Raw genomic sequence first — 22,376 nt, 5'->3', positions numbered from 1 at the left:
ATCGGCCCGCCACCCCCCGCCCGCACGGTCACTCACACGGTCGGCGGTAGTCCAGCGCGCCGCTGACCGCCTCGACGTACTGCGACCACTCCTCGCGCGAGACGTGCGCCTCCACCCGCCCGCAGATGGCGGCGACGGCGACGGTGAAGTCGAACTCCCACGACCGGGTCGTCCCGTCGTCGTTCGACGTGACCACCTTCGAGGGGGTGTCGCCGAACGACACGCCGTTGACGCCGGCGGTCCGCCCGCTGATCGACGCCAGCTCCCGCGGCACCGCCGAGTCGGCCACGTCCCACAGCGTCACCCGGTCGTACTCGCCGACCGTCACCAGCGCCGGCGGCCCCTCGGTGCGGAAGGCCAGCGCGCGGACCGCGTCCGGGTGCACCTTCTGCGACAGCCGGCTCCGGGGGTCGCCCGGACTGGTGATGTCCCAGACCCGGAGCACCCCGTTCGCCAGGCCGGCGGCCAGCGTCCCGCGGTCCCGGGACATCGCCACGGCGGTGACGTCCTGGGCGGTGCGCAGCTCGACGACCCGCTGCGGCTGCGCGGGGTCGGCCAGGTCGTAGAGCCGGATGACGCCCGCGTCGTCGTAGGTGATCGCGACGCCGCCGTCCTGGCTGAAGCCCAGGCCGTTCAGCGGTCGGTCGTGCTTCGTCAGGCGCGACTTCTGCCGCGCCCGCTGCCCCGGCGGGGCCGACGGCACCCACTCCCACAGCGCCACCTCGGCCAGCGGGGACGCGGTGATCAGCCGGTCCGCCCCCACCGGGTCGAACGCGATGCGCGCCACCGGGGAGCCGAAGGTGTGCAGGACCTCCGGGTTGATCGCGTCGGTGATGTCCCAGACCTGCGCCACCTGGTCCTCCAGGGTGGTGGCGTACGCCCGCGCGCCGCTGTCCACGACCACCGAGGTGACCACGGCCGTCGGCCCCATCCGGGCGGCCAGCCTGCGGTACTTCCCCTCGGCCGGGACGGGCACCCGGGCGTTCGGCCGCGGCGTGCCGTCGGGGTCGAGGCCCTGGCCGGACGGGAACGCCGAGCGGGTGACCACGTCGGGCGCGCTCGCCGCGTTGGCGCCCAGCACGCCGTTGCGCAGCGCCGCGGTCGGGTTGAGGTGGTACGCGGTGAGGGCGAGCTGGTCGGCCAGGCCCGGCTTGCTGCTGCGCAGCGCCTGCGACTGGTTGGAGACCGACCAGGCGGCCGAGGAGCGCCACCCCTCGTTGGCCTCGTCCTGCGCCCGGATCGCGAAGAACACCGCCGTGCCCGAGCACAGCAGCAGCACGGCCAGCAGCGCCACGAGCTGCCGCAGCCTGCGCGTGCGGCGCTGCGCGAGCAGCCGCTCCCGGTCGCGGGCGGCCAGGCCGGCGGCGAGGAAGGCCCGTTCCTGGGTGCTGGTGCACACGCCGTCGCGCTGCGTCCACTCGACCGCCGTGTCCAGCCGCGTGCCCCGGTACAGCGCGTCCGGGTCGCGGTCCAGGGAGGCCCAGGTGGCGGCGGCCTCGGTGAGCTGCCGCATGGTGCGCAGGCCGTCGCGGTCCTCGGCGAGCCAGCCGCGCAGCCTCGGCCACGAGCGGATCAGCGCCTCGTGCGCGATCTCCACGCCGTCCCGGTCGAGGGTCAGCAGCCGGGCGTGCGCGAGGCGGTCGAGGACCAGGTCCACGTCCGGGCCGGGGTCCAGCTCGGCGCGCGGCAGCCGCCGCTTGGTGTCCTCGGTGCCGTCGCCCAGGGCGGTGAGCCGCAGGAAGACCTGCCGGGCGAGCGCGCGCCGGGGCTTGTCCAGCGAGGTGAACGTGCGCTCGGCGGTCTGCGCGAGGGCGTGCTGCACGCCGCCCGCCGCCTCGTAGCCCGCCAGGGTCAACGTCGTGCCGCGCCGCCGCCGCCACGTCTCCAGCAGGGCGTGCGACATCAGCGGCAGCACGCCCGCCTGCCCGGTGGCGTCCGCGACGAGCCGCGACACCAGGGCGGTCTCCACCGTGCACGACGCCTTCACGGCGGGCTGCATGATCACCTGGCGCAGCTCCTCCGGGCCCATCGGCCCGAGCAGCAGCTGCCCGTCGGTCACCGCCTCCACCAGCTCCGGGTGCTGCGCGCAGTGCCCGTAGAAGTCGGCGCGCACGCCCAGCACCACCGTGCAGTCGGCGGTGAGCAGGGCGTCGATGAACGCGGTGCGCTGCGCGGCGTCCTGGCAGAGCGTGAACACCTCCTCGAACTGGTCCACGATCAGCAGGTCGACGTCGAGGTCCAGCCCGTCCGCCCGCACGCCGGACTGGCCGGGCGTGACGACCGCCGCGCGACCGGTGAAGCGGGGCACGAGGCCGGCGCGCAGCAGCGACGACTTGCCCGCGCCGGACGCGCCGAACACCGCCACGAAGCGGCGCCGCGTGAGGCGCTTCTCCAGGTCGTCGAGCACGAGGTCGCGGCCGAAGAACCACTCGGCGTCCTCGGTGCCGTAGGCGGCGAGCCCCGCGTAGGGCGGGTGGCCCTCGTCGGGGCCGGGCTCGGCGGTGGGCAGCACGTCGGCGGCGACCCGCCGCCAGCGCTCCTCCCACGCGGCGGCGTCGCCGTCGCAGGCCCGCACGTAGGCCAGCGTCACGGCGAGGGTGGGCAGCTTGCGCCCGCCCGCCGCGTCGGACAGCGTCGTCGCGGAGTAGTGGGCGCGTGCGCCCAGCTGCCGGTAGCTCAGGCCACCGGCGCGGTCGCGCAGCGCGCGCAGGTCCGCGGCGAACGCGAGCAGCGGGCTGTCACCGGCGTCCAGCGGTCGCTCTCCACGCGGCACGGGTCACCCCCTGACCAGTATCCCCGATCCTCGGCGGCGTCCGGGGCGCGGTCCAGGCTCCCAGAACCGCCGGGGCGGTGGGTCCGCTTCGGAGCGTGCATCCGGGTGAACGCACCGCCCCCCGGTGCTGCTCCGTGTCGGCCCGTGTTCACGGTGTGACGGAAGTGGGTGGCCACCCCGATCCCGGCGGTTACCCTCGGGTCGTGACCACCCCCGCCGCGCCCCGCCTGGTCGTGCTCAACGGGCCGCCGGGGTGCGGCAAGTCCACCCTCGCCCGCCGCTGGACCGCCGACCGGCCGGGCGCCCTGGCGCTGGACGTGGACGTGGTCCGGGACCTGATCAGCGGCGACCCCGCCGAGGCCGGCCCGCCGGCCCGGGACATCGCGGTCGCCGCCGCCCGCACCCACCTGCGCTCCGGGCGCGACGTGGTGGTGCCGCAGTTCCTGGGGCGGGTGGAGTTCCTGGAGCGGCTGGAGGCGCTGGCGGGCGAGGTGGGCGCGTCGTTCCACGAGGTCGTGCTGTTCGTCGCGAAGGACGACGCCCTGCGCCGGTTCGCCGCGCGCGGCACCGTCCGCGAGGACCCGGAGGTGCTCGCGCGGTACCACGACCGGCTGGTGGAGGTGGTCGCCGCCCGCCGGCCCGTCGTGGTCGAGCCGGTGGAGGGCGACGTGGAGGGGACCTACCGGGCGCTGCTCGCGGCGCTCACGCCAGCACGGCCGTGACGTAGGGGTCCGGGTCGGCCAGGATCGCCCGCACCGCGCTGCCCGCCGCGCCCCGCACCGCCGCCTCCGCGCCCAGCGACGACGCGACCACCCGCACCGGGGACCACTCGGCGCTGACCACCCGCCGGTCCAGCTCGGCGCGCAGCGGCTCGCGCAGCCACGGCTCCAGCCGCGCGTAGGTGCCGCCGAGCACGACGGTCGGCAGGTCGAGCAGGTTCACCGTGCCCGCGAGCGCCACGCCCAGCCACTTCGCCGCGGTCCGCACGGCCGAGGTCGCCGCCCGGTCGCCCGCGGCGAGCGCCGCCAGCAGCTCCTCCACGCCCGCGACGCCCGCCGCGCGCAGGACCGGGTCCTGCCCGGCCAGGCGCTCCAGGCAGCCGCGCGAGCCGCACCCGCACTCGGGGCCGCGCGGGTCGACCGACAGGTGCCCCAGCTCGCCGCCGAACCCGGACACGCCCTCGAACAGCCCGCCGCCGACCACGATGCCCGCGCCGATGCCGATCTCGCCGGAGATGTGCACGAAGTCGTTCGCCACGTCGCCGTGCCACAGCTCGGCGAGCGCGGCCAGGTTCGCCTCGTTGGCCACGAGCACCGGCACGTCCAGGGCGACCCGCCTGGTCAGCTCGCCGCGCACGTCCACCTCGCGCCAGCCCAGGTTCGGCGCGACGCGCAGCGTGCCGCCCGCCACCTCGACCAGGCCGGGCACGGCCACGCCGACGCCGCCGACCGGCACGTCCTCCGCCAGCGCGGTGCGCACCGCGCTGGCGACCTTGGCCAGCACCCGGGCGGGGGAGGAGTCGCGGTTGTCGCTGGCCCGCAGCCAGCGGGCGCGCACCCGGCCGGTGAGGTCGACCAGGCAGGTGGCGAGGTAGTCGACGCCGATCTCGACGCCCAGGCCGTGCGGCCCGGTGGGGGACAGGTGCAGGGCGGTGCCGCGCCGGCCGGGTCCGGTCCTGGCCTGCGCCTCGCCCTCGGCCACCAGGTCCGCGCCGATCATCCGGTCGACGAGGCTCGACACGGTGGCCTTGGTCAGGCCGGTGCGCGCGGCCACGGCGGCGCGGGAGGAGCCGGGCGCGTCCGCGATGGCGTCGAGCACCAGGGCGGAGTTGTGCCGGCGCACGGTGTGCTGGCTCGCCGGCTGCGGTCTGGGCACTGGCGGTCTGGACACCACTGGATACTAGCCGGGAAGTGGGTTAAGTTTAGGCATCAAACTTATTTGGAGGTGTCCTCGTGTCGGACAAGTTCAGCTTCGGTCTCTGGACGGTCGGCTGGCAGGGGCGTGACCCCTTCGGCCTCGCGAGCCGCCCCGTGCTCGACGCGCCGGTGGCCGTGCGCAAGCTCGCGGAGCTGGGCGCGTGGGGCATCACGTTCCACGACAACGACCTGGTCCCGTTCGGCGCCGACGCGGCCGAGCGCGACAAGCGCGTCTCCGCGTTCCGGGCGGCCCTGGACGAGACCGGCCTGGTCGTGCCGATGGTGACCACCGACCTGTTCACCCACCCGGTGTTCAAGGACGGCGGCTTCACCAGCAACGACCGCAACGTCCGCCGGTTCGCGCTGCGCAAGGTGCTGCGCAACCTGGAGCTCGCCCACGAGCTCGGCGCGGAGACCATCGTGCTGTGGGGTGGCCGCGAGGGCTCCGAGGTCGACGCGGGCAAGGACGTGCGCGCCGCCCTCGACCGCTACCGCGAGGCGCTCGACACCATCGCCGCCTACTCCGAGGAGCAGGGCTACGGGCTCAAGTTCGCCCTGGAGCCCAAGCCCAACGAGCCCCGCGGCGACATCCTGCTGCCCACCATCGGCCACGCCATCGCGTTCATCAACGAGCTCGAGCACCACGAGCTGTTCGGCGTGAACCCCGAGGTCGGCCACGAGCAGATGGCGGGCCTGAACTTCGTCCACGGCATCGCGCAGGCGCTGTGGCAGGGCAAGCTGTTCCACATCGACCTCAACGGACAGAAGGGCCCGCGCTACGACCAGGACTTCGTGTTCGGGCACGGCGACCTGCTGTCCGCGTTCTTCCTCGTCGACCTGCTGGAGACCGGCGGCTACGAGGGCCCGCGGCACTTCGACTACAAGCCGCTGCGCACCGAGGACCTCGACGGCGTGTGGGACTCGGCCGCCGCCAACATGCGCACCTACAAGATCCTGCGCGAGCGGGCCGCGGCGTTCCGCGCCGACCCCGAGGTGCAGGAGGCGCTCAAGTACAGCGGCGTCTACGAGCTGGCCGAGCCGACCCTCGCCGAGGGCGAGTCGGTCGCCGACTTCATCAAGGCCGACGACGTCGACCCGGAGGCCGCCGCCCAGCGCGGGTTCGGCTTCGTGAAGCTCAGCCAGCTCGCGCTCGAACACCTGCTGGGCGCGCGCTGATGGCGCTCGTCGCGGGCGTCGACTCGTCCACCCAGTCGTGCAAGGTGGTGGTGCGGGACGCCGACACCGGCGCCCTCGTGCGCGAGGGGCGGGCGGCGCACCCGGCGGGCACCGAAGTGCACCCGCACGCGTGGTGGGACGCGCTCCAGGCGGCCATCGCGCAGGCGGGCGGCCTCGACGACGTCGAGGCGGTGTCGGTCGCCGCGCAGCAGCACGGCATGGTCGTGCTCGACGCGGCCGGCGAGGTCGTCCGCCCGGCGCTGCTGTGGAACGACACCCGGTCCGCGGGCGCGGCGGTCGACCTGACCGCCGAGCTGGGCGGCCCGGCCGAGTGGGCGAAGGCCGTCGGCAGCGTGCCGGTGGCCTCGCTGACCGTCACCAAGCTGCGCTGGCTCGCGTCGAACGAGCCGGCGGCCGCCGCCCGCGTGGCGGCGGTCTGCCTGCCGCACGACTGGCTGACGTGGAAGCTCTCGGGGCAGTCCTCGCTGGACGCGCTGACCACGGACCGCAGCGACGCCAGCGGCACCGGCTACTGGTCACCGTCCACTGAGGACTACCGTCTGGACCTGCTGGAACTGGGTCTCGGGCGCGTGGTCTCGGTGCCGCGCGTGCTGGGCCCGGCCGAGCTGACCGCCGGCCGGTTCGGCGCGGGCGCGGGCGACAACGCGGCGGCGGCCCTCGGCGTGCAGGCCCGGCCCGGTGACGTGGTGGTGTCCATCGGCACGTCCGGCACCGCGTTCGCGCGGTCGTCCACGCCGATCGTCGACGGCACCGGCACGGTCAACGGGTTCGCCGACGCCGAGGGCGGCCACCTGCCGCTGGTGTGCACGCTCAACGCCTCGCGGGTGCTCGACGCGACGGCCCGGGTGCTCGGCGTGGGCCTGGACGAGCTGTCCGCGCTCGCGCTGTCCGCGCCCGCCGGGGCGGACGGCCTCGCGTTCGTCCCCTACCTGGAGGGGGAGCGGACGCCGAACAAGCCCGACTCCACCGGCGCGCTGCACGGCCTGCGGCTCGACACCATGACCCCGGCCCACCTGGCCAGGGCCGCGGTCGAGGGCCTCGTGTGCAGCCTCGCCGACGCCGTCGACGCCCTCGTGGCGCTGGGCACCCCCGTCGAACGGGTGCTGCTCATCGGCGGCGGGGCGCGGTCGGTCGCCGTGCAGCGGGTGGCGGCGGCCGTGTTCGGGTGCCCGGTCGTCGTGCCGTCGCCGAGCGAGTACGTCGCCGACGGCGCGGCCCGCCAGGCGGCGTGGGCGGCGAGCGGCGCGGCCGGGGCCCCGGTGTGGACGGACCTCGCGGCCACCGCCGTGGAGGCCGACCCGACCCCGCACGTGCGCGAGCGCTACGCGTCCGCGCGGGAGCTCACCGTGGACCGCTGAGGTCCTCCGGTTCCTCGTCGGGGGCACTTCCGCACCTGTCCCGCAGGTGCGGAAGCGCCCCCGACGAGCGCCGTCGCGCCCGACCGCCCCTGGCCCGGTGACCCGCTCAGGCGTGGGACAGGGCGAACGCGCTCAGGAACCCCGCCACGGTCACCAGGCCGATCAGCAGGTGGGCGTCCTCGAACGCCTCCGGGATCATCGTGTCCGCCACCATCGACAGGATGGCGCCGCCGGCGAACGCGGTGATCCCGGCCAACCACGCCGCCGGCGCGTCCGCCGGCAGGCCGTGCCCCAGCATCGACGCCAGGCCGCTGACCAGGGCGATCCCGGTCCACAGGCCGAAGACGTACCGGCGTGACCGGCCCGCCCGGCGCATACCCGCCGCCGAGGACAGGCCCTCCGGCACGTTGGAGACGAACACCGCGGCCACGGTCACCGCGCTCACCCCGCCGCCCGCCAGCAGGCTCACCCCGATCACCACCGACTCGGGGATGCCGTCGAGCAGCGCGCCCACCGCGATGGCCGTGCCCGAGCCCGACCGCTCCGACTCCGACGGCTGCTGGTCGCCCGACCGCTTGCGGTGCCGCGCGCCGCGCCGGGCCAGCAGCACGTTCGCCCCGGTGTAGGTCACCGCGCCCAGCGCGGCCCCCGCCGCCGTCGGCAGCAGACCGCCCTGTCGGTGCGCCTCGTCGATCAGCTCGAACGACACGGCCGACATCAGCACGCCGCTGCCGAACCCCATCACCGCCGCCACCACGCCCCGCGGCACCCGCACCAGGTACCCCACGAGCGCGCCGAGCAGCAGCGCCGACCCCGCCAGCAGACCCCACCCCGCCGCCTCGAACACCCGGCCTCCCGTGTCGCGCCCCGCCCGTGCGGGTACTCGCCGCCCATGAGGATCGTCGTGACCGGCGCCACCGGCAATCTGGGCACCGCCCTGCTCCGCGCGCTCGCGGGCGAAACGGACATCTCGGTGCACGGCGTCTCCCGCCGCCCGCCCCGTGACGAGGACGCCTACCGCGGGGTCGCGTGGACCCCGCTCGACCTCAGCCGCGAGGGCGCGGAGGTGCCGCTGACCGAGGTGCTGCGCGGCGCGGACGCCGTCGTGCACCTCGCCTGGCGCATCCAGCCCGGCCACGACGAGCGCGCCCTGTACCGGGCGAACGTCGCGGGCAGCGACCGGGTGTTCACCGCCGCCGCCGGGGCGGGCGTGCCGCACCTCGTGCACATGTCGTCGGTCGGCGCCTACTCACCGGCCGCCAAGGACCGCGCGGTCGACGAGAGCTGGCCGACGGACGGCGTGCCCACCTCCTACTACAGCCGCCACAAGGCCGCCGTGGAGCACCTCCTCGACCAGGTCGAGCTGGAGCACCCGGCGCTCACCGTGAGCCGGGTCCGCCCCGGCCTGGTCCTCCAGCCCGAGGCCGCCGCCGAGATCAAGCGCTACTTCCTCGGCCTCCTCGTGCCGCACGCCCTGTTCCGCCTCAGGACGCCCGTCCTGCCGCTGCCGCGCGGGATGGTGCTCCAGTTCGCGCACGCCGACGACGTGGCCGACGCCGTGACCAGGGTCCTGCTGGGTCGCCACCCCGGCGCGTTCAACGTCGTCTGCGACCCGGTGATCACCCCGGAGGTGCTGGCCGGCGTCCTGGGCGCGCGGCACGTGCCGATCCCGCCGGCCGCCCTGCGCACCGCCGCCAAGGTGACCTGGAACCTCCGCCTGCAACCCACCTCCCACGGCTGGGTCGACCTGGCCCTCAACGCCCCCGTCCTGGACGCCACCCGCGCCCGCGAGGTCCTCGGCTGGCAACCCCGCCACGACGCCCGCGACGCCCTCCGCCAACTCCTGACCGGCCTGGCCCGCAAAGACGGCCTCCCCGCCAGCCCACCCCTCCGCCCCTGACCCCCGCGAGAGTCCAACCCCCAGACCCCGAGAGTCCAACCCTCAAGACCCGAGAGTCCAACCTCCAGGCCCCCTGAGTTCTGCACTCAGGCCCACGAGCCGCGTGCCCGGACGGTCCTGAACGTAGAACTCAGGGGGCCTGGGCGTTGGACTCTCGGGTCTTGAGCGTTGGACTCTCGGGTCTTGAGCGTTGGACTCTCGGGGCCTGGGCGTTGGACTCTCGGGGGTTAGAAGGTTTTTGACCAGCCCATGATCTCGGCCACGATGAAGGCCAGGACCAGGGCGGTCAGGACGACCACCAGCACCAGGGTGATGACCGGCCCGCGCCGCGACGGCATCGGCTGCGGGTGGGACAGGCCGGACGTCTGGCCGGCGTCGGGCGGCGTCTCGCCCGGGGGCACACCGCCGCCGGGCTCCAGGCCGGGCGTGCGATCGGGCTCGGGGTGGGGCGGCGGCGCGCCGCCCGGGGTGCGCGAGGTGTCGGGGTCGTGCGGTGTGCCGGTCATACCGCCCGGACTACCCCGCGCCACCCGTGTGAACCACCACCACGAGGGGTAGTCCACCCGCATGAGCGGTGTCCAAGACGAGTTGCTGCGGACGTTGACCAAGGTGGCCAAGGCCCTGCGCGCACAGGGCATCCCGTTCGCCCTGACGGGCGGGTGCGCCGTGTACGCGAGGGGAGGGCCCGCGACGGAGCACGACGTGGACATCCTGGTGCGCGAGGAGGACGCCAAGCCGGCCGTGAGCGCGCTGGTGGCGGAGGGGATGCGCGCGGCCACGCCGCCCGAGGACTGGTTGCTCAAGGTGTACGACGGTGACTCGTTGGTGGACCTGCTGTTCCGCCCGAACGAGATCCCGGTCACCGACGAGACCCTGTCCCGGGCGGAGGACCTGGCCGTGGGCTCCGTGTCGCTGCCGGTGATGCCCGCGACCGAGGTGATGATCAGCAAGCTGCTCGTGCTCGACGGGCACCGGTGCGACTTCAGCGAGCTGCTGCCGTTCGCCCGGGCCCTGCGCGAGCAGATCGACTGGCAGAAGGTCCAGTCGGCGACGAAGCACTCGCCGTACGCCGAGGCGTTCCTGGTGCTCGTCGAACGCCTCGACCTGCTGCACACGACGACGTTGACCGGGAGCGCGTGATGACCGCAGAGCCCGAGCAGTACCTGTCCGCCCGGTTGCGCCGGGCGCTGGCCGAGGACCCGCGCACGACGGAGCAGGGCGTGCGGGTCACCGTGCGCGGCGACAACGTGATGCTGTCCGGGACGGTGGCCAGCGCGGACCGCCGCCAGGCCCTGGAGGCGGTGATCCACGACGTCGCCCCGGGGTTGACCGTGCTCGACGACGTGAAGGTCGTGTCGGTCGACGCGCCGGCCGGCCGGGAGGAGCTGCGATGATCCGCATCGCCGCCGTGGGTGACGTGCACCTGGGCGAGGACGCGCGCGGGCGGATGAGGCCCGCGCTGGAGCAGCTGGGCGACTGCGCCGACGTGCTGCTGCTGGCCGGTGACCTGACCCGGCACGGCACCGTCGAGGAGGCGCGGGTGGTGGCCGACGAGTTCGGCGGCCTGCCCGTGCCCGTGGTCGCGGTGCTCGGCAACCACGACTACCACGGCGACAAGCCCGTCGAGATCACGCAGGTGCTGCGCGACGCGGGCCTGCACGTGCTGGAGGGCGAGACGGCGACGTTCCAGGTGGACGGCCACTCGCTCGGCGTCGCCGGGGTCAAGGGCTTCGGCGGCGGGTTCGCCGGCAAGTGCGGCAGCGCGTTCGGCGAACCCGAGATGAAGGCGTTCATCAACCACACGAGCGGCATCGCCGACTCGCTGCGGTCCGCGCTGGGCAGCCTCGACACGGACGTCAAGGTCGCGCTGACGCACTTCGCGCCGGTGCCCGACACGCTGCGCGGCGAGCCGCCGGAGATCTACCCGTTCCTCGGCTCGTACCTGCTGGGCGAGGCGATCGACGCCACCGGCACGGACCTCGCCGTGCACGGGCACGCGCACTTCGGCACCGAGCACGGGATGACGCCGGGCGGCGTGCGCGTGCGGAACGTGGCACAACCCATCCTCCGGCAGGCATACACCGTGTACTGCGTGGAACCCGCCGTGGTGGAGGTGTAGACCCATGGAGGAAACCAGGACCGAAGGCCCGTCCGTGGTGTGGGCGGGTCCCGCCGACGCCCCGGCCGTGGTGGTGCTCGACCCGTCCGGCGTGGGCATCCACGGCGACCTGCCCGCCACGTGGCGGCCGTTGACCGAGTACCTCCAGGTGATGTGGTGCAGGCTGCCCGCGTCCGCCGAGGGCGAGGTGGACGAGGTGCTGCGCGAGTTCGAGGGCCGCGACGTGCCGGTGCACCTCGTGGCGGGCGCGGCGGCCGGCGCGGACGTGGGGGAGCTGGTGAAGCGGCACGAGGGCTTCATCAGCTCGGTGCAGACCTTCGCCGCCCCAGTGCCGCTCGGGCACCCGGAGGTCGTGCTGGAGGTGCTGCGCGAGCTGCTCGACCACGGCATCGAGCCGGTCGGGACCCCGGCTACCGGCGACGCGCAGGCGCCGCCCTCGCTGCTCGGTGACGCAGCGTCGGCACTGCGTCAGTCGGTCCGGTCGCTGTTCACCCGGTTGTCTGACAACTGATCGCGTGACATCGGATAGCTGATCGTGTGACGTCGTAGGGCCCGCGGACCACTCACGGTTCGCGGGCCCTACGACGTTCACGGTTCGCGGGCCCTCGGCGTGTACGCCCCGAAGCGGGAACGTGCAGAGCGGGAACGTGCAGACGCGACGAAGCCCCGCGGACGTGGTGTCCGCGGGGCCTCGAACGTCGGTCAGCGCACTTCGAGCGGTGGCCTCGGCGACGGGATCGGGGGAGAAGACCCGCCCCTCCGCTGCGGCGGGACCGCTCTGCCGCTCATCGCAGCGGGTCGCCGGGGCGGCCGCCGTCGGGGAGGTCGTGGCGCGTCTCCCCGGCCTGCGGCGGGCGCGCGACGTCACCTCGCCACGCACCGGTCTCGGAGCCGCGGCCCTCGATGAACTCCTTGAAGCGGCCCAGGTCGCCGGTCACGCGGTGCTCCACCACGCCCAGCGCGGAGCCGGCCTTCTCGACCAGCGTCTGGGGGTCGTACTCCATCTGCACGTGGACCCGGGTGTGCCGGTCGTCGATGCGGTGGAAGGTCACCACGCCGCCCTGCGGCGGGCCGTCCACGGTGTGCCACGCGACCCGCTCGTCCGGGTGCTGCTCGGTGATCTCCGCGTCGAACTCACGGGTGACACCACCGATCTTGGTCACCCAGTGGGTGCGGGTGGGCGTCACCTGGGTGATGCTCTCGACACCCTCCATGAACCGCGGGAACGACTCGAACTGCGTCCACTGGTTGTAGGCGGTCGTGACCGGGACCTCGACGTCCACGGACTTCTCGATCGTCGTCACTGTGCTTGCACCCTCTCGTAGGTGAAACGAGTTCGAGCACTGGTTACCCCCGCGCGGGCTTCTCACACATGGCCGCTCCCGTAGGGGTGACTGTGAGTAGCGCTTCACCGTCACGCGTTTGGTTCGCTCCTCGCCGGCTAACTCTCCTCTGTGGACCAGTACCCCGACGCGGTTCTGTTCGACCGCGACGGCACGCTCATCAAGGACGTGCCCTACAACGGCGACCCCGCGAAGGTCGAGCCGATGCCCGGTGCCCGCGAGGTGCTGTGCCTGCTCAGGGCGCACGGCGTGCGCACGGGCGTGGTGAGCAACCAGTCCGGTGTCGGGCGCGGCCTCATCACCGAGGAGCAGGTGGCCGCCGTCAACGCGCGCGTCGAGGTGCTGCTGGGCCGGTTCGGCACGTGGCAGCTGTGCCCGCACGCCCCGGAGGACGGGTGCTCGTGCCGCAAACCGTTGCCGGGCATGCTGATCAGGGCGTGCGAGGCGCTGGGGGCGCGCCCGGAGCGCACCTACTTCATCGGCGACATCGAGGCGGACGTGAAGGCCGCGCTGGCGGCCGGCGTCACGCCGATCATGGTGCCCACCCCCGTGACCCTGGCCGACGAGGTCGACCGCGCGCCGCACACGGCGCCCGACCTGCGCAGCGCCCTGGCGATGGTCCTATGAGGACGATCGTGGCCAGGCTCGACAGCGACGGCGACGTGCTGCTCGCGGGGCCGGCCGTCCGGGCCGCCGCGCACGCGGGCGAGGTCGTGCTGCTGTGCGGGCACGCGGGCGCGCAGGCCGCCGAGCTGCTGCCGGGCGTCGACCGGGTCGTGCGCTGGGACTGCCCGTGGATCGCCGCGCCCGCGCCCGAGGTGCGCACACCGGACGTGGAGGGTGTGGTGGCGCTGCTCAAGGGCGTCCGCGCCGACGTGGCGCTGGTCCTCACCTCGTTCCACCAGAGCCCGCTGCCGCTCGCGCTGCTGCTCAAGCTCGCCGGCGTGCCGAAGGTCGTCGCCCGGTCGATCGACTACCCCGGCTCCCTGGTGGATGTCAGGCTGCGCGACGACCCGGACGTCCCGGAGGCCGAACGCGCGCTGGAGGTCGCCCGCGCCGCCGGCTTCGAGCTGCCGCCGGGCGACGACGGCCGGCTCGCCGTGAAGCCCCCGCCGGAGACCGACCAGGTCGGCCCGTACGTGGTGGTGCACCCCGGCGCGTCCGTGCCCGCCCGCGCCTGGTCGCCGGACCGGTGCGCCGGGGCGGTCGCCGCCCTCGCCGCCGCCGGGCACCGGGTGCTGGTCACGGGCGGGCCCAAGGAGACCGAGCTGACCAGGCACGTCGCCGGCGACCACGGCGTCGACCTCGGCGGTCGCACGACGTTCGCGCAGCTCGCCGGGGTGCTGGCCGGGGCGGACGCCGTCGTGGTCGGCAACACCGGCCCGGCGCACCTGGCCGCCGCCGTCGGCACGCCGGTGGTGTCGCTGTTCGCGCCGGTCGTGCCCGCCGTCCGCTGGGCGCCGCACGGCCGGCGCGTCCTGCTGGGCGACCAGCACGCCCCGTGCCGGGGCTCACGCGCTCGCGAGTGCCCGGTCGCCGGGCACCCGTGCCTGAACACGGTGACGCCCGACCGGGTCGTCGCCGCCGTCTCCGAACTGGTGGGGGTGCGGACGTGAAGATCCTGCTGTGGCACGTGCACGGGTCCTGGACGAACGCGTTCGTCCGGGGCGGGCACGAGTACCTGATAGCCGCCCCGCCGCGGGGCATCGGCCTCGCGGGCCGGGACTGGCCCGCCGCGCGGGAGGTCGACGTCGCCGACGCGGAGGCCGACGTGGCCGTGCTGCAACGGCCCGAGGAGATCGGCTGGGTGCCCACCGGCGTCCCCGTCGTGTACCTGGAGCACAACACGCCCAAGCACCCCAACCAGCCGCACCCGCTGAAGGACTGGCCGGGCACGATCGTGCAGGTCACGCACTTCAACGACCTCATGTGGGACTGCGGCGACACCCGCACGGTGGTGATCGAGCACGGCGTCGTCGACCCCGGCCACCGCTACACCGGCGACCTGGCCCGCGCGGCCGTCGTGGTGAACGAGCCGGTGCGGCGCGGGCGCGTGGTGGGCACCGACCTGCTGCCGCGCTTCGCCGAGGCCGCGCCGCTCGACGTGTACGGCATGGGCACCGAGCAGCTCGGCGGGATGGGCCGCGGCGACCACGACCTGGACTCGCTGCACCGCGAGCTGGCCCGCCGCCGCGCCTACGTGCACCCCGTGCGGTGGACCTCGCTGGGCCTGTCGCTGATCGAGGCCATGCACCTGGGGATGCCCGTGGTGGCGCTGGCCTGCACGGAGGTGGTGCGTGCCGTGCCGCCCGAAGCGGGCGTGGTGTCCACCGACGTGGAGGAGCTGGTGCGCGGCCTGCGGGAGCTGGTCGCGGACCCCGCGCTGGCCGTGCAGCGGGGCAAGCAGGCCAGGGAGTTCGCCCTGGCCCACTACGGACTGGACGCCTTCCTGGGGGCCTGGGACCGGTTGCTGACAGGAGTGAGCGGATGAGGATCGCGATGGTGTCGGAGCACGCCAACCCCCTGGCCGCCCTGGGCGGTGTCGACGCGGGCGGGCAGAACGTGCACGTCGCCGCGCTGTCGGCCGAGTTGGTGGCGCTCGGGCACGACGTGGAGGTCTACACCCGCCGCGACGACCGGGGGCAGCCCGAGCGGGTGCGCACCGAGCAGGGCTACGAGGTGGTGCACGTGCCGGCGGGACCGGCGCGCGCCGTGCCGAAGGACGAGCTGCTGCCGCACATGGGCGAGTTCGCCCGGTTCCTGGAGCGGTGCTGGACCGAGCGGCGCCCCGACGTCGTGCACGCCCACTTCTGGATGTCCGGCCTGGCGTCGGTGCCGGCCGCGCGCCGGGCGGACGTGCCGGTCGTGCAGACCTACCACGCCCTGGGCACGGTCAAGCGCCGCCACCAGGGCTCCGACGACACCAGCCCGGCGCAGCGCATCGGCATCGAGCGGATGATCGGCCGCGAGGCCGACCTCATCGCCGCGACCTGCGAGGACGAGGTGGCCGAGCTGGTCCGCATGGGCGTGCAGCGGTCGAAGGTGGCGGTCATCCCGTGCGGCGTGGACCCGGTGCGCTTCCACCCGGAGGGGCCCGCCGCCGCGCGCGGCCGGCTGCACCGGGTCGTGTCGGTCGGCCGGCTCGTGCCGCGCAAGGGCTTCGCCGACCTGATCACCGCGCTGCGCTCGCTGCCCGACGCCGAGCTGGTCGTGGCGGGCGGCCCGGCGGACGTCGCCTCCGACCCCGAGGCGCGCCGGCTGCTCGACCACGCCGACCGGATGGGCGTGCGCGACCGGCTGCGGCTGGTCGGCCGGGTGTCGCGGGACGACATGCCCGCGCTGCTGCGCTCGGCCGACGTGGTGGCGTGCGTGCCCTGGTACGAGCCGTTCGGCATCGTGCCGCTGGAGGCCATGGCCTGCGGCGTGCCGGTCGTGGCCAGCGCGGTGGGCGGCCTGACCGACACCGTCGTGCACAACGTGACGGGCGTGCTGGTGCCGCCGAGGGAGCCGCTCGCGCTGGCCCGCGCGCTGCGCTCGCTGCTGGCCGACCGGGCGCGCCGCGAGGCGTTCGGCATCGCGGGCTCGGACCGCGTCGCCGCCCGGTACGCCTGGCACCGGATCGCCGAGGACACCGAACGCGTCTACGAGCGGGCGACCGCGAACCGGACCACCGCGGGTCGGACCACGGGTCGGACCACCGCGGGCCGCGCCGTCGCCGTGGGAGGAACCCGATGAGCGTGGAAACGCACCTGGACGGGCTGGCGAGATCGCTGGCCGCGCTGCGCGCCCAGGCGCCGAGGCTGACCCGCTGGGGCGGCCTCCTGGCGCGCCGGCTCGGCGACGGCGGGCGGCTGCTCGCCGCGGGCAACGGCGGCTCGGCGGCCGAGGCGCAGCACCTGACCGCCGAGCTGGTCGGCCGCTTCCGGGACGACCGGAAGCCGTTCTCCGCCATCGCGCTGTGCGCGGAGTCCTCCAGCGTCACCGCGATCGGCAACGACTACGGCTACGACCAGGTGTTCGCCCGCCAGGTCACCGCGCACGCCCGGCCCGACGACGTGGTGGTGCTGCTGTCCACGAGCGGGCGCAGCCGGAACCTGCTGGAGGCCGTGTCGGCGGCCCGCGAGGCGGGCGCCCACGTGTGGGCGATGACGGGCCCCGCGCCGAACCCGCTGGCCGACGCCGTGGACGAGGTGCTGGCGCTGCCCGGCGAGCCCGCGAACGTGCAGGAGGCGCAGCTGGTCGCCGTGCACGCGCTGTGCGCGGCGTTCGAGGCGGCGCTGCCCGCCGGTCTGCGGAGCGCGTCGTGAGGCTGGTCGTCGTCGGGGACTGCCTGCTCGACGTGGACGTCGTCGGCACGGCGGAGCGGCTGTGCCCGGACGCGCCCGCGCCCGTGCTGGACGTGTCCGCCGAGCACGTGCGCCCCGGCGGGGCGGGCCTGGCGGCGGCCCTGGCGGTCGGTGACGGGCTCGACGTGGTGCTGGTCGCCGCGGTCGCCGACGACGCCGACGGGCACCGGTTGCGCGACGCGCTGGCCGGCGTGCCCTCGGTGCTCGGCCCGACGACCGCGGCCACCCCGGTGAAGACGAGGCTGCGCTGCGACGGGCACTCGATCGCCCGCGTCGACCGGGGCGGCGGCCCCGGCGAGCACCGGGTCACCGACGAGATGCTGGACGCGGTGCGGTCCGCCGACCTCGTGCTGGTCTCCGACTACGGGCGCGGTCTGGTCCGCGACGAGCGGCTGCGCGCCGCGCTGGCCGACGTCCCCGCGGTGTGGGACCCGCACCCGCGCGGTCCGGCCCCGGTGCCCGGCGCTCGGCTCGTCACGCCGAACGAGGCCGAGGCCAGGGCGTTCAGCGGGTGCGCCGACGCCGAGGACGCCGCGGCGGCGCTGCGCGAGCGGTGGCGGGCCAGGGCGGTCGTGGTCACGCGCGGCGCGGACGGGGCCCTGCTGCACGGCGGCGGCACGCCGGTCGCGGTGCCCGCGCCCCGGGTCGCGGTGACCGACCCGTGCGGCGCGGGGGACCGGTTCGCGGTGACCGCCGCGGCGGGGCTGCTGGCGGGCGTGCCGCTGGACGAGGCGGTGGCGCGCGCGGTCACCGCGTCGGCGGACTTCCTGGCGCGCGGCGGCGCGGCCGGGTTCGCCGAGCGCGCCGCGCGGGCGACCGGGACCTCGACGGGACCCGCCGGCATCCCCGCGGCGCGCGTCGGCGGCTCGCGACCCCCCGGGGTGCTCGCCTCAGGGGCGCCTGCCTCAGGGGTGCCTGCCGATGGGGCGCCGGCCGACGGGGTGTCGGTCGCCGAGGCGGTGCGCGCCCGGGGCGGGGTCGTGGTCGCCACCGGCGGCTGCTTCGACCTGCTGCACGCGGGCCACGTGCGCACGCTGCGCGCCGCCCGGTCGCTGGGCGACTGCCTGGTCGTGTGCCTCAACTCCGACTCGTCGGTGCGCCGCCTCAAGGGCCCCGACCGGCCGGTCACCCGCGAGCAGGACCGGGTCGAGGTGCTGCGCGCGCTGGACTGCGTGGACGACGTGCTGGTGTTCGAGGACGACACGCCGGAGCGGCTGCTGGCCGACCTCCGGCCGGACGTCTGGGTCAAGGGCGGCGACTACACCGAGGACTCGCTGCCGGAAGCCGACCTCGTGCGCGGGTGGGGCGGCCGCACGGTCGTCGTGCCCTACCACCGGGGTCGGTCCACCACCGAGATGCTGTCGAGGAGGGGCTGATGCTGGGTCAGGTGCTGGTGACGGGCGGCGCGTCCGGGTTGGGCGCGGCCGTCGTGCACGCGGTCCACGAGCTGGGCGGCACGCCGCTCGTGCTGGACAAGGCCGCGCCGTCGTCGCCCGAGGTCGCCGACTTCGAGTCGGTCGACCTGTCGGACACCCGGGCGGCGGAACGGGCCGTGAAGGCCATCGCCGAGCGCAACGGCGGCCTGCGGGCCGTGGTGACGGCGGCCGGGACCGACGCGTGCGGCAGGCTCGACGAGGTGTCCGCGACCGACTGGGAGCGGGTGGTGATGGTCAACCTGCTCGGCACCGCGGCCGTGGTGCGGGCGGCGCTGCCGCTGCTCGGCGACGGCGGCCGGGTGGTGACCATCGCGTCCACGCTCGGCATCAAGGCCGTCAGCGACGCCACCGCCTACTGCGCGTCGAAGTTCGGCGTCGTCGGCTTCACCCGCGCGCTCGCCGCCGAGACCGCCGGCCGCGTCGGCGTGACGCTGGTGATCCCCGGTGGGATGCGCACGAGGTTCTTCGACGACCGCGAGGAGCAGTACCGGCCGCCGGACGACAGCAAGCTCAACCCGCCCGAGCGGGTGGCCGACGCCATCGTGTTCGCCCTGCGCCAGCCCGAGGGCTGCGAGGTGCGCGAACTCGTCGTCGCCCACGCGGAGGAGGGTTCGTGGCCGTAGCCCCGGGCCGGGCACCGGCCGGGCGATCGACCTGCCGCGGCGGTTCCGGTCCCGCTACGGGTCGGAGCCGCCGCACCGGCTGTTCGCGTTCGACTCGGCGGGCATCGTGACCGCGCGGGCCCTCGCGATCGGCGGTCCCGGCCCGGCGGGCGTCCTGGAGCCCGCGCGGCTGCGGCCGACGACGCCGGGTGGACCGCTGCCGGGCGGACCGCCGCCGGGCGAACCGCTGCCCGCCACGCCGGACCACTTCCGACCGGTGTTCCCCGTTCACCGCCACGCCATGCGGGGTTAACCGTGTCGGACGACGGGTATGTGGTGGCCGTGAGCCAGGCAGAAGAGTCCCACCAGCGAAGACTTGCCCGCAACCTGAACGAGCTGTTGCAGGAGCTGCGGGTGGCGCAGGCAGGCGTGCAGATCCTGTTCGGTTTCCTGCTGTCCATCGCGTTCACCGACCGCTACGCGTCCGCGGACACCTACATCCGGGTGACGCACCTGATCACGATCCTGTTCGCGGCCCTGTCGGTGGCGCTGCTCACGGCCCCCGCCGCCTGGCACCGCATCCTCTTCCGCCGAGGCAGGCGCGAGGACGTCATCGAGGTCGCGAACCGGTTCGCCATCTGGGGCATGGCCAACCTCGCGGTCGCCATGACCGGCACCGTGCTGCTGCTCGGCGAGGTCATCATCGGCAGCCCGTGGGCGATCCTGCTCGGCGTCGTCGCGGCGCTCCTCTTCGGCAGCCTGTGGTTCTTCCTCCCGATCCGGGAGCGCAACCGCGACTCGGCCGGGGCGGAGGACGACGAGCCCGAGGACGACGAGGACCGCGGGGAGTGACAGCGGGGAAGTGGTGACGACGGGGAGCGGGTGACGGCGGGGGCGGCCCGATTCGTCGGTGTCGGTGTGCGGGCTGCCCACCGGCTTCGACTGGGACGAGCCCCGCTGGCGCAGGTAGACGCCGCGGGCCTGGCAGCCGGCCCCGGACACGCGCCGGCCCACCGCCAACTCGCGCAGGAACAGCACGTCGTCGCCGACGCGCACGCGGGCCGCGTCGCCCCGCACCTCCACCTCGCGCACCTCCCCGCCGGGGAGGTCCAGCGCGGCGCGGTCGACCCCCTCGCGCGCCCGTTCGGTCAGCAGCCCGCAGGCGCGCGAGGTGTCGCCGGAGGCGACCGCGGACGTGAACTCGCCCACGGCCCGCCCCACCGGGTCCTCGCTGCCCGAACCGCACCCGGCCACCGCGAGCCCGGCCACCGCGAGCACCGCCGCCGGCGCGCGCACCGCGCGGATCACGGCCGACCCCCGCGTCACGGCCTCAGGAGCACCTTGATCGCGTTGTCCTGCTTCTTCTGGAAGATCTCGTACGCGTGCGGCGCCTCGTCCAGCGCCATGTGGTGCGTGGCGAAGGTGTCCACGCCCAGCGGGTCGTCGTCGGTCAGCAGCGGCAGGATCTCCGGCACCCAGCGCCACACGTTCGCCTGGCCCATGCGCAGCTGCACCTGCTTGTCGAACAGCGTCAGCATCGGCATCGGGTCGGCCATGCCGCCGTACACGCCGGACAACGAGATCGTGCCGCCGCGCCGCACGATGTCGATGGCCAGCCGCAGCGCGTGCAGCCGGTCGACGCCCGCGGTCGTCATGAACTTCGCCGCGATGGCGTCCGGCAGCAGCCCCACCGCCTGGTGGGCGAGCTTCGCGACCGGCGCGCCGTGCGCCTCCATGCCCACCGCGTCGACCACGGCCTCCGGGCCGCGCCCGTCGGTCAGCTCGCGGATGTGGTCGACCAGGTTGCTGTCGCGCACGTTCAGCACGGTCACGCCGTGCTTGCGGGCCCGCTCCATCCGCTCGGGCACCAGGTCGACGCCGATGACGGTGCCGACGCCCCGGTGCTGGGCGATGCGGGTGGCCATGTCGCCGATCGGCCCGAGGCCGAGCACGACCAGGGAGTCGCGGGCGTCCGCGTACTCGACGGCCTGCCACGCGGTGGGCAGCACGTCGGACAGGAACACGAACCGGTCGTCCGGCGGGCCGTCCGGCACCTTGATCGGCAGCGTGTTGCCGAACGGCACCCGCAGGTACTCGGCCTGCCCGCCCGGCACCTGCCCGTACAGCTTGGTGTAGCCGAACAGCGCCGCGCCCGACCCCTGCTCGCGCACCTGCGTCGTCTCGCACTGCGACTGCAACCCCTGCGAGCACATGAAGCACGTGCCGCAGGAGACGTTGAACGGGATCACCACCCGGTCGCCGGGCTTGACCGCGGTGACCTCCGGGCCCACCTGCTCGACCACGCCCATCGGCTCGTGCCCCAGGATGTCGCCCACGTCCAGGAAGGGACCCATCACCTCGTACAGGTGCAGGTCTGACCCGCACAACCCGGTCGAGGTGATCCGCACGACCACGTCGGTGGGCTCCTTCAGCTCCGGGTCGGGCACGGTGTCCACGCGCACGTCCCGCTTGCCGTGCCAGGTGACGGCCTTCATCGGTGCTCCTCTCGGCCCGCTGCGGTCCCCCGAGGCGTTCCCCCGGCGGCGTGTGGCAAACACGGACGGGGGTACCCGCGCGGCCATGGAGGCACCTCTTCCCCAGGACCGCGCCGGCACGCCGCTGCGAGCGGTGGTGACCGGCGCCGACTCCGGCATCGGCAAGGCGATCGCGGTGGCCCTCGCGGGCGGCGGCGTGGACGTCGGCATCACGTTCCACCAGGACGCCGAGGGCGCCGAGGACACGGCGGCGCAGGTGCGCGACCGCGGCGCGCGGGCGGCCGTGCGACAGGTCGACCTGGCCGACCTGCCCGCCGCCGCCGACGTCGTGGACGAACTCGCCGACGAGCTGGGCGGCGTCGACGTGCTGGTGAACTGCGCGGGGACCGGCAGCGCGCAGAAGGCACTGGACATGGACCTCGCCACGTGGCGCTCGGTGCTGGCCGTCGACCTCGACGCCGCGTTCCTGTGCGCCCAGCGCGCCGCCCGGCGCATGATCGCCGCGGGCAACGGCGGCCGGATCATCAACATCACGTCGGTGCACGAGCACCAGCCGCGGGTGGGCGCGGCGCCGTACTGCGCGGCGAAGGCCGGCCTGGGCGCGCTGACGAAGGTGCTGGCGCTGGAGCTGTCCGAGCACGCCATCACGGTGAACTCGGTGGCGCCGGGCGAGATCTCCACGCCGATGACCGGCCAGGAGGACGTGGACCCGCGTGAGCAGTCGCGGCCCGGTGTGCCGCTGGGCCGCCCCGGCCACGCGGCCGAGGTCGCGGCGGTGGTGGCCTTCCTGGCCACCCCGGCGGCCGGCTACGTGACCGGGGCGTCGTTCGTGGTCGACGGCGGCATGACGCTGATGGGCCCGCAGGCCAGCCCGCTGCTCGGCGACCACGG

At 75.0% G+C, this 22,376-nt stretch carries 24 protein-coding genes; 18 read left to right on the top strand and 6 right to left on the bottom strand.

All coding sequences use genetic code 11. The features are described 5' to 3' along the window. Positions 1-28: 28 nt before the first annotated feature. Complete coding sequence (locus tag ACR807_RS21715; protein WP_438923208.1) at positions 29-2,773, bottom strand: nSTAND1 domain-containing NTPase; 2,745 nt, start codon at positions 2,771-2,773, stop codon at positions 29-31. Between the two features lie 203 nt (positions 2,774-2,976). Here ACR807_RS21715 and ACR807_RS21710 point away from each other — a divergent pair, with 203 nt between their 5' ends. Further along, positions 2,977-3,495: an AAA family ATPase gene (locus tag ACR807_RS21710; protein WP_438923207.1), complete on the top strand. Its 519-nt coding sequence runs from the start codon at positions 2,977-2,979 to the stop codon at positions 3,493-3,495. Here ACR807_RS21710 and ACR807_RS21705 read toward each other — a convergent pair. Continuing rightward, on the bottom strand, positions 3,476-4,663 hold the full coding sequence (locus ACR807_RS21705) for an ROK family transcriptional regulator (protein ID WP_438923206.1): 1,188 nt from the start codon (positions 4,661-4,663) through the stop codon (positions 3,476-3,478). The two genes, ACR807_RS21710 and ACR807_RS21705, sit on opposite strands and share 20 nt — an antisense overlap. Before the next feature lie 62 nt (positions 4,664-4,725). Here ACR807_RS21705 and xylA point away from each other — a divergent pair, with 62 nt between their 5' ends. Then, positions 4,726-5,865, top strand: a complete 1,140-nt coding sequence (gene xylA / locus ACR807_RS21700; protein WP_438923205.1) for a xylose isomerase — start codon at positions 4,726-4,728, stop codon at positions 5,863-5,865. After that, positions 5,865-7,244, top strand: coding sequence for an FGGY family carbohydrate kinase (locus tag ACR807_RS21695; protein WP_438923204.1), 1,380 nt, complete (start codon positions 5,865-5,867; stop codon positions 7,242-7,244). The genes xylA and ACR807_RS21695 overlap by 1 nt, the downstream gene beginning before the upstream one ends. 106 nt (positions 7,245-7,350) lie before the next feature. Here ACR807_RS21695 and ACR807_RS21690 read toward each other — a convergent pair whose 3' ends face one another. Further along, positions 7,351-8,091, bottom strand: coding sequence for a ZIP family metal transporter (locus ACR807_RS21690; protein WP_438923203.1), 741 nt, complete (start codon positions 8,089-8,091; stop codon positions 7,351-7,353). A 45-nt stretch (positions 8,092-8,136) separates the two neighbouring features. Here ACR807_RS21690 and ACR807_RS21685 point away from each other — a divergent pair, with 45 nt between their 5' ends. After that, positions 8,137-9,144 carry an NAD-dependent epimerase/dehydratase family protein gene (locus tag ACR807_RS21685; protein WP_438923202.1) on the top strand — a complete coding sequence of 336 codons (1,008 nt, stop codon included), beginning with the start codon at positions 8,137-8,139 and terminating at the stop codon, positions 9,142-9,144. Positions 9,145-9,371: 227 nt separating this feature from the next. Here ACR807_RS21685 and ACR807_RS21680 read toward each other — a convergent pair whose 3' ends face one another. Then, a complete protein-coding gene (locus ACR807_RS21680) occupies positions 9,372-9,650 on the bottom strand; it encodes a DUF6480 family protein (protein WP_438923201.1) in 279 nt (92 codons plus the stop codon). Positions 9,651-9,711: 61 nt separating this feature from the next. Here ACR807_RS21680 and ACR807_RS21675 point away from each other — a divergent pair, with 61 nt between their 5' ends. The 4 genes from ACR807_RS21675 to ACR807_RS21660 are packed head-to-tail and all read left to right on the top strand — an operon-like array spanning position 9,712 to position 11,774. Then, positions 9,712-10,284: a nucleotidyltransferase family protein gene (locus ACR807_RS21675; protein WP_438923200.1), complete on the top strand. Its 573-nt coding sequence runs from the start codon at positions 9,712-9,714 to the stop codon at positions 10,282-10,284. Then, a complete protein-coding gene (locus tag ACR807_RS21670) occupies positions 10,284-10,538 on the top strand; it encodes a BON domain-containing protein (protein WP_438923199.1) in 255 nt (84 codons plus the stop codon). Before ACR807_RS21675 ends, ACR807_RS21670 begins: the two co-directional genes overlap by 1 nt. Next, positions 10,535-11,263 (top strand): metallophosphoesterase family protein, encoded by a 729-nt coding sequence (locus tag ACR807_RS21665; protein WP_438923198.1) that lies wholly within the window; start codon positions 10,535-10,537, stop codon positions 11,261-11,263. Before ACR807_RS21670 ends, ACR807_RS21665 begins: the two co-directional genes overlap by 4 nt. Before the next feature lie 4 nt (positions 11,264-11,267). Next, complete coding sequence (locus ACR807_RS21660) at positions 11,268-11,774, top strand: hypothetical protein (protein WP_438923197.1); 507 nt, start codon at positions 11,268-11,270, stop codon at positions 11,772-11,774. Between the two features lie 274 nt (positions 11,775-12,048). On the opposite strand, the gene ACR807_RS21655 is transcribed toward ACR807_RS21660, so the two are convergent. After that, complete coding sequence (locus ACR807_RS21655) at positions 12,049-12,567, bottom strand: SRPBCC family protein (RefSeq protein ID WP_438923196.1); 519 nt, start codon at positions 12,565-12,567, stop codon at positions 12,049-12,051. A gap of 150 nt (positions 12,568-12,717) precedes the next feature. Here ACR807_RS21655 and ACR807_RS21650 point away from each other — a divergent pair, with 150 nt between their 5' ends. The 9 genes from ACR807_RS21650 to ACR807_RS21610 all read left to right on the top strand — a co-directional run bounded on the left by ACR807_RS21650 (position 12,718) and on the right by ACR807_RS21610 (position 19,842). Beyond that, positions 12,718-13,233, top strand: a complete 516-nt coding sequence (locus tag ACR807_RS21650; RefSeq protein WP_438923195.1) for a D-glycero-alpha-D-manno-heptose-1,7-bisphosphate 7-phosphatase — start codon at positions 12,718-12,720, stop codon at positions 13,231-13,233. Further along, on the top strand, positions 13,230-14,222 hold the full coding sequence (locus ACR807_RS21645; protein ID WP_438923194.1) for a glycosyltransferase family 9 protein: 993 nt from the start codon (positions 13,230-13,232) through the stop codon (positions 14,220-14,222). The genes ACR807_RS21650 and ACR807_RS21645 overlap by 4 nt, the downstream gene beginning before the upstream one ends. After that, positions 14,219-15,097 carry a glycosyltransferase gene (locus ACR807_RS21640; RefSeq protein ID WP_438923193.1) on the top strand — a complete coding sequence of 293 codons (879 nt, stop codon included), beginning with the start codon at positions 14,219-14,221 and terminating at the stop codon, positions 15,095-15,097. The genes ACR807_RS21645 and ACR807_RS21640 overlap by 4 nt, the downstream gene beginning before the upstream one ends. Beyond that, positions 15,094-16,341, top strand: a complete 1,248-nt coding sequence (locus ACR807_RS21635; protein ID WP_438923192.1) for a glycosyltransferase — start codon at positions 15,094-15,096, stop codon at positions 16,339-16,341. The genes ACR807_RS21640 and ACR807_RS21635 overlap by 4 nt, the downstream gene beginning before the upstream one ends. Then, positions 16,338-16,913 carry a D-sedoheptulose-7-phosphate isomerase gene (locus tag ACR807_RS21630; RefSeq protein WP_438923191.1) on the top strand — a complete coding sequence of 192 codons (576 nt, stop codon included), beginning with the start codon at positions 16,338-16,340 and terminating at the stop codon, positions 16,911-16,913. The genes ACR807_RS21635 and ACR807_RS21630 overlap by 4 nt, the downstream gene beginning before the upstream one ends. Further along, positions 16,910-18,328 (top strand): D-glycero-beta-D-manno-heptose 1-phosphate adenylyltransferase, encoded by a 1,419-nt coding sequence (rfaE2, locus tag ACR807_RS21625; protein WP_438923190.1) that lies wholly within the window; start codon positions 16,910-16,912, stop codon positions 18,326-18,328. The genes ACR807_RS21630 and rfaE2 overlap by 4 nt, the downstream gene beginning before the upstream one ends. After that, positions 18,328-19,011, top strand: coding sequence for an SDR family oxidoreductase (locus tag ACR807_RS21620; RefSeq protein WP_438923189.1), 684 nt, complete (start codon positions 18,328-18,330; stop codon positions 19,009-19,011). The genes rfaE2 and ACR807_RS21620 overlap by 1 nt, the downstream gene beginning before the upstream one ends. Positions 19,012-19,117: 106 nt before the next feature. Further along, positions 19,118-19,303: a hypothetical protein gene (locus ACR807_RS21615; RefSeq protein WP_438923188.1), complete on the top strand. Its 186-nt coding sequence runs from the start codon at positions 19,118-19,120 to the stop codon at positions 19,301-19,303. Positions 19,304-19,332: 29 nt separating this feature from the next. After that, complete coding sequence (locus ACR807_RS21610; protein ID WP_438923187.1) at positions 19,333-19,842, top strand: DUF6328 family protein; 510 nt, start codon at positions 19,333-19,335, stop codon at positions 19,840-19,842. 470 nt (positions 19,843-20,312) lie between these two features. Here ACR807_RS21610 and ACR807_RS21605 read toward each other — a convergent pair whose 3' ends face one another. Beyond that, positions 20,313-21,485 carry a zinc-dependent alcohol dehydrogenase gene (locus ACR807_RS21605; RefSeq protein ID WP_438923186.1) on the bottom strand — a complete coding sequence of 391 codons (1,173 nt, stop codon included), beginning with the start codon at positions 21,483-21,485 and terminating at the stop codon, positions 20,313-20,315. Between the two features lie 85 nt (positions 21,486-21,570). Here ACR807_RS21605 and ACR807_RS21600 point away from each other — a divergent pair. Next, on the top strand, positions 21,571-22,376 hold an 806-nt coding region (locus tag ACR807_RS21600; protein ID WP_438923185.1), incomplete at its 3' end, for an SDR family oxidoreductase.

It is taken from the genome of Saccharothrix sabaoui, from assembly GCF_051756985.1.
In the GTDB taxonomy this organism is placed as follows: domain Bacteria; phylum Actinomycetota; class Actinomycetes; order Mycobacteriales; family Pseudonocardiaceae; genus Actinosynnema.
Note: the sequence above shows the minus strand (reverse complement) of the source record. Positions and strands in the feature narration are given on the sequence as shown.